General features: G+C 68.8%; 6 protein-coding genes. All 6 read left to right on the forward strand.

Annotation, left to right across the window (positions count from 1 at the left end):
• Positions 1 to 140: 140 nt before the first annotated feature.
• Positions 141 to 779, forward strand: a complete 639-nt coding sequence (chpT, locus tag V6M56_RS04225; protein ID WP_332681516.1) for a histidine phosphotransferase ChpT — start codon at positions 141 to 143, stop codon at positions 777 to 779.
• Positions 780 to 911: 132 nt separating this feature from the next.
• Positions 912 to 3494: a hybrid sensor histidine kinase/response regulator gene (locus V6M56_RS04230; protein ID WP_332681517.1), complete on the forward strand. Its 2583-nt coding sequence runs from the start codon at positions 912 to 914 to the stop codon at positions 3492 to 3494.
• Positions 3491 to 3991 (forward strand): chemotaxis protein CheW, encoded by a 501-nt coding sequence (locus V6M56_RS04235; RefSeq protein ID WP_332681518.1) that lies wholly within the window; start codon positions 3491 to 3493, stop codon positions 3989 to 3991. The genes V6M56_RS04230 and V6M56_RS04235 overlap by 4 nt, the downstream gene beginning before the upstream one ends.
• A gap of 28 nt (positions 3992 to 4019) precedes the next feature.
• Complete coding sequence (locus V6M56_RS04240) at positions 4020 to 4385, forward strand: response regulator (protein WP_332681520.1); 366 nt, start codon at positions 4020 to 4022, stop codon at positions 4383 to 4385.
• A gap of 109 nt (positions 4386 to 4494) precedes the next feature.
• A complete protein-coding gene (cheB, locus tag V6M56_RS04245) occupies positions 4495 to 5556 on the forward strand; it encodes a chemotaxis-specific protein-glutamate methyltransferase CheB (protein ID WP_332681521.1) in 1062 nt (353 codons plus the stop codon).
• A partial coding sequence (locus V6M56_RS04250) for a CheR family methyltransferase (RefSeq protein WP_332681523.1) occupies positions 5553 to 6397 on the forward strand: 845 nt, incomplete at its 3' end. The genes cheB and V6M56_RS04250, both read left to right, overlap by 4 nt.

Genomic DNA, 6397 nt, shown 5'->3' on the forward strand with positions numbered 1-6397 from the left:
CCATCCGGCCGGGGCATGTCGGTCGAAGTAATTCGTGCCCGCGCCGCATGCTTAACTCCCTGCAAACCAGACTCGCGCATTCTGCCAAGCCTATGGCCGGCGCAGATGGCGCCGCCCCCCTTATGACCTAGGACCGGATCATGACCGCCATCACGCTCGAGCCGATCGATCTGGCCGCGCTTCTGTGCAGCCGCGTCTGCCATGACGTGATCAGCCCGGTCGGCGCCATCGTCAACGCGCTCGAGGTGCTCGAGGAGGACGACCCCTCGATGAAGGAGTTCGCCCTCGACCTGATCAAGAAGAGCGCCCGCAACGCCTCGGCCCGCCTGCAATTCGCCCGCCTCGCCTTCGGCGCCGCCGGCTCGGCCGGCGCCATGATCGACCTCGGCGATGCCGGCACGGTCGCCAACGGCTTCCTCAACGACGAGAAGCTCTCGCTCGACTGGGAGGCGCCGCGCGCTTTGCTGCCGAAGAACCAGGTCAAGCTCGTCCTCAACCTGCTCGTGCTGGCGACGCAGGCGATCCCGCGCGGCGGCAAGATCATCTGCCGGACCGTGGTGACCGGCGAACAGGGCTCCTTCAGGATCTCGGCGACCGGCTCGCATGCGCGCATCCCCGCCCATGTCGAGGAGCTCATCGCCGGCCGCTCCGAAAGCGGCGCCATCGACGCCCATGCCGTCCAGCCCGTCTACACCGGCATGGTCGCGCGTGCCGCCGGGATGAGCATCGCCTTCGCCATCGAGGGCGACACCGTCAGCATCGCCGCCGATCCGGCCTGAACCGGCGCAGCGCGCGAAGGCAAGCCGGAAACGATCGGGCCTGGCCAGCTTTCGGCACGATCTCAACCGATCATAAACCCTTCGCCCGCACTATCCGAGGCTGCATCTGTGGCGTGAGTGAACGGTCCTCGCATGGACGAGTTGCTGCAAGAGTTCCTGAGCGAGACCGGCGAGCATCTCGACACGGTCGATCGCGAACTCGTGCGCTTCGAGCAGGAACCCAACAACACCGATATCCTGCGCAACATCTTCCGGCTGGTCCACACCGTCAAAGGCACCTGCGGTTTCATCGGCCTGCCGCGCCTGGAGGCGCTGACCCACGCCGCAGAATCGGTGATGGGCCAGTTCCGTGACGGCGCCTCGGTCTCCTCCACCGCCGTCACCGCGATCCTCGAGACCATCGACCAGATCAAGGAGATCATGGCCGAGCTGACCGAGAAGGGGCAGGAGCCGCCGGGCAATGACGACGCGCTGATCGGCGAGCTGCGCGCCCTCGCGGCCAAGGCCAGCCAGGAGCTCTCGGCGAAGGAGGAACCCGGCGTCCCGCTCGACCCGGTCGCCGCCTATCTCGCCAAATCCACCGGCGAGAGCAGGCCCGACGAACTCGACCTGATCTTCCGGGCCGCGCCGAGCCCGCTCGACAAGCCCCGGGCGCCCGGCGCCGAGGAGGCGGCGGCGCGCCCTGTCGGCCCGGCGACGCTGCGCGTCAATGTCGACACGCTCGAACATCTGATGACCATGGTCTCTGAGCTGGTCCTGACCCGCAACCAGCTGCTCGAAATCTCGCGCCAGCAGGAGGACGCCGGGCTGAAGGCGCCGCTGCAGCGGCTGTCGCTGATCACCGCCGAGCTGCAGGACGGGGTGATGAAGACCCGCATGCAGCCGATCGGCAACGCCTGGTCGAAGCTGCCGCGCATCGTGCGCGACCTCTCGACCGATCTCGACAAGAAGATCGAGCTGGTGCTGGAGGGCGAGGACACCGAACTCGACCGGCAGATCCTGGAGCTGATCAAGGATCCGCTCACCCATATGGTGCGCAACTGCGCCGACCATGCCATCGAGGAGCCCGCGGAGCGCCTGGCGCTCGGCAAGCCGGAAGCCGGCACGATTCGCGTCTCGGCCTATCATGAGGGCGGTTCGGTCACCATCGCCATCGCCGATGACGGCCGCGGCATGGACGTCGCCCGCATCCGGCGCAAGGCGACCCAGCTCGCGCTGGCGGGCGAGGCCGAGATCGAGAAGATGAGCGAGGCGCAGATCCTGCGCTTCGTCTTCCATCCCGGCTTCTCGACCGCCGAGGACGTCACCGCGATTTCCGGACGCGGCGTCGGCATGGACGTCGTCAAGGTGAATGTCGACGCGATCGGCGGCGTCGTCGACATCGCCAGCATCGCCGGCACTGGCACCGCGATCACCATCAAGATCCCGCTGACGCTGGCTATCGTCTCGGCGCTGATCGTCGCCTCGGGCGAGCAGCGCTTCGCCATCCCGCAGGCCGTGGTGCGCGAGCTCGTCCGGGTCAAGGCGAGCAGCGAGCACCGCATCGAGCGGATCAACGACTCGCCCGTGCTGCGCCTGCGCGATCGTCTGCTGCCGATCATCGCGCTCGCCGGCGTCATGGGCCGGTCCGCCATGGTCGAGGACGGCTTCATCGTGGTGACGCAAGTCGGCGAGCGCCAGTTCGGCATCCTGGTCGATTCGGTGTTCCACACCGAGGAAATCGTCGTCAAGCCGATGTCGACCAAGCTGCGGCACATCCCGCTGTTCTCCGGCAACACCATCCTGGGCGACGGCGCCGTGGTGCTGATCGTCGACCCCAATGGTGTCGCGCGCCTGGTCGGCGCCCTGCCCGGCAGCCAGGAAGCTCCCCATTCCAACGCGGCGGGCGATGTCGCCCCGGCGGCGGAGCGGACCACCATGCTGGTCTTCCGGGCCGGCGCGGACCAGCTCAAGGCGGTGCCGCTTTCGCTGGTGACCCGGCTCGAGGAAGTCGATGCCGGGCTTTTCGAGAGCGGCGGCGGGCGCACCCTGTTGAACTATCGCGGCAAGCTGATGCCGATCGTGCCGGTCGAGGGCGTAGAGGTCCGCGAGAGCGGCCTGCAGCCGCTGGTCATCTTCTCGGAAGGCGACCTCACCATGGCGCTCGCGGTCGATGCCATCGTCGATATCGTCGAGGAGGCTCTCGACATCGAGATGCTCGCCATGGCCGAACAGGGCGTCGTCGGCTCGGCGATCATCCGCGGGCGCGCCACCGAGATCCTCGATCTCGCCCATTACCTGCCCAAGGCCAACGCCAACTGGCTGCGCGGCCGCCGCGACGACACGCTCGCCAGCGGGCCGCATGTGCTCCTGATCGAGCCCTCCGATTTCCTGCGCGAGATGCTGGTGCCCGTGCTCCGGGCCTCCGGCATGCGGGTCAGCCAGAGCGCCGACATCGCGCTCGCGGCGGGCATCGCCGCCGGCCATGCCGATCTCGGCGCGATCGTGCTCGACCTCGACCGCGACCCCGAGGCCGGTTTTGCGCTCGCCGGCCGCCTGCGCGCCGAGGCGAAGCACGCCGGCCTGCGGATCATCGGCCTTTCGACCCTGCCGACGCCGGAACTGCATGTCGCGGCCTCGCTCGCCCGCTTCGACGAGGTCGTGACCAAGTTCGACCGCCGCGCCCTGATCGCGGAACTGACCGAGAGCCGGCCGGGGCTGAGGCAAGCCGCATGAGCACGCAAGCCACCAGAGACGAGAGCGGTGCGGCGGGCTTCGAGGATTCGCTCGACTACGTCACCGTCACCGTCGGCGAGCAATTGCTCGGCCTGCCGATCGGCCGCGTCCAGGATGTCTTCATCGCCACGCGCATCACGCCGGTGCCGCTGGCGCCGCGCGAGATCGTCGGCCTGCTGAACCTGCGCGGCCGGATCGTCACCGCGATCTGCATGCGCCAGCGCATGGGCCGTTCCGCCGCGCCGGCTCCGGAAGGCTGCGCCGATTGCGAACTCGTCGCGGTCGGCATCGACCAGGGCGGCGAAGCCTTCGCCCTGATCGTCGACAAGGTCGGCGAGGTGATGCGCCTCGAGCGCTCGACCTTCGAGCCCGTGCCGATCCATCTCGACAGCGGCTGGGCCGGCCTCGCCAAGGGCATCCACCGGCTCGAAGACCGCCTGCTGGTGGTTCTCGACGTCGACGCCATCCTCAGAATCGAATTGCCGGTCGCCGCTTGACGCGCCGGCCCTCCCTGGAGAATCGAAAATGAAGTACTGCCTCGTGGTCGATGACTCCGCCGTCATCCGCAAGGTCGCCCGCCGGATCCTAGAGGGCCTGCAGTTCCGCATCACCGAGGCCGAGGACGGCGCGCGTGCCATCGACGCCTGCAAGGGCGAGATGCCGGACGCCGTGCTGCTCGACTGGAACATGCCGATCATGGACGGCTATGATTTCCTGCGGAACCTGCGGCAGATGCCGGGCGGCAAGCGCCCCAAGGTCGTCTTCTGCACCACCGAGAACGACATCGCCCATATCGCCCGCGCCATGCATGCCGGCGCCGACGAATACATCATGAAGCCGTTCGACAAGGAGATCGTGGCCTCGAAGTTCCATCAGGTCGGCCTGCTCTGACGCAACGCGCCTGCGGCGCGGTTCCCGACGCCGCGACCTTTCAGGACATGCGCTGCCGATGCTGACCACGAGCCCCTCGCCCCAAGCCAGCCCTCGACCGAGCACCGTGATGATCGTCGACGACTCCGTCGTCGTGCGCGGGCTGTTCGCGCGCTGGCTCGGCGAGAGCGGCAGGTTCCACGTCGTCGCCGTCGCCGGCGATGGCGAGATGGCGATCGAGCATGCCGCCCGCTACCACCCCGACATCGTGGTGCTCGACATCGACATGCCCGGCATGGACGGCGTCGCCGCGCTGCCCCGGCTGGTCAAGGAGAGCCCCGGGACCGCCGTGCTGATGACGACGACGCTGACCGAGCGCAATGCCCGCCTGGCGCTGCAATGCATGACCATGGGCGCCGTCGACGTGCTGCCGAAGCCCGACAGCCGCAGCGGGCTGACCCTGTCCCTCGATTTCCGCGCTGAATTCCTCGACAAGCTCGCCAGCATCGGCCAGTCGCGAAGCCGATCCGCCCTCGGCAGCGCCGAGCTGCCGCTCGCCACGCCGCCGAGCGGCGTCGTCGATCTGAAGCCGCTGATCGCGGTGATGCCGCGCTATCTGGTGATCGGCGCCTCCACCGGCGGCCCGCGCGCCGTCGCCCGCGTGCTGTCCGACCTCGGCGACGCGGTGCACAACCTGACGACGCTGGTCGTCCAGCACATGCCGGCCTTGTTCACCGCCTCCTTCGCCGACCAGATCGCAACCCAGATCGGGGTGCCGGCGCGCGAGCCCTACGACGGCGAAAGGCTGGCGCGCGGTACGGTCTACATCGCGCCGGGCGGGCGCCATCTCGGCATCGAGCGCAAGCTCGGCCACATCGTCGCCAATGTCAGCGATGGTCCGCCGGTGCGCTTCTGCCGCCCGGCCGTCGACGTGCTGTTCAACGAGGCGGCGCGCCATCTCGGCCCGGCCGCGCTCGGGCTGGTGATGACCGGCATGGGCAGCGACGGGACCGAAGGCGCAGCCGCGCTGCGGCGCGCAGGCGCCGCCGTCATCGCCCAGGACGAGGCCTCGAGCACCATCTGGGGCATGCCGGGCTCCGTCGTCCGCGCCCGGCAGGCCAGCGCGATCGTGCCGCTCGGCAGCATCGGACCAGCCATCCGCGCCCTCGTCGGCGGGGGCCACGGCGCATGACGGAGCAAGATTTCGACTTCCTGCGCATCCTGCTCCAGGTCCGCTCCGGCCTCTATCTGAGCCTGGAGAAGCGCTATCTGGTCGAGAGCCGCCTCGGCATGCTCTGCCGCCGGCGCGGCATCGACGGGATCGGCGCGCTCGTCACGACATTGCGGCGCGAGCCTGTCCGCGAGCTGGAGAACGCCGTCGTCGAGGCGATGACCACCAACGAGACCCTGTTCTTCCGCGACCGGACGCCGTTCGACCTGTTCCGCGACGTGATCCTGCCCGAGAAGCTTGCAGCCAACGCGCAGAGCCGGCAATTGCGCATCTGGTGCGCGGCGGTCTCGAGCGGACAGGAGGCCTATTCGCTGGCGATGCTGCTCGACGACGCCGCCGGCCGGCTTGCCGGCTGGAAGGTCGAGATCCTCGGCACCGACATCTCGACGGAGGTGCTCGAGAAGGCCCGCCAGGGCATCTACAGCCAGTTCGAGGTCCAGCGCGGCCTGCCGATCCAGCTGCTGCTCAAATATTTCCGCCAGGAAGGCGACAAGTGGCGGGTCAACGAGCGCATCCGCGCCATGGTCGAGCTGAAGCAGCACAACCTGCTCGAATCGAGCGCCCATCTCGGGCAGTTCGACGTCATCTTCTGCCGCAACGTGCTGATCTATTTCGACGTGCCGACCAAGGCCCGGGTCATGGCCGCGCTCTCCCAGCGCCTCGCGCCGCACGGCGCCTTCATCCTTGGGGCAGCCGAGACGGTGATCGGGATCACCACGACGCTGGTGCCCGACACGGCCCATCGCGGGCTGTACCGGGACGCCTCCACCCGGCAGGCGCAGCCTCCCGCTCACGCCCCGGC

Source organism: Allobosea sp. (assembly GCF_036675845.1).
GTDB lineage: Bacteria > Pseudomonadota > Alphaproteobacteria > Rhizobiales > Beijerinckiaceae > Allobosea.

Coding starts and splice junctions, on each gene's coding strand:
- chpT (WP_332681516.1), top strand. CDS start 141: ATGACCGCCATCACGCTCGAGCCGATCGATCTGGCCGCGCTTCTGTGC.
- V6M56_RS04230 (WP_332681517.1), top strand. CDS start 912: ATGGACGAGTTGCTGCAAGAGTTCCTGAGCGAGACCGGCGAGCATCTC.
- V6M56_RS04235 (WP_332681518.1), top strand. CDS start 3,491: ATGAGCACGCAAGCCACCAGAGACGAGAGCGGTGCGGCGGGCTTCGAG.
- V6M56_RS04240 (WP_332681520.1), top strand. CDS start 4,020: ATGAAGTACTGCCTCGTGGTCGATGACTCCGCCGTCATCCGCAAGGTC.
- cheB (WP_332681521.1), top strand. CDS start 4,495: ATGATCGTCGACGACTCCGTCGTCGTGCGCGGGCTGTTCGCGCGCTGG.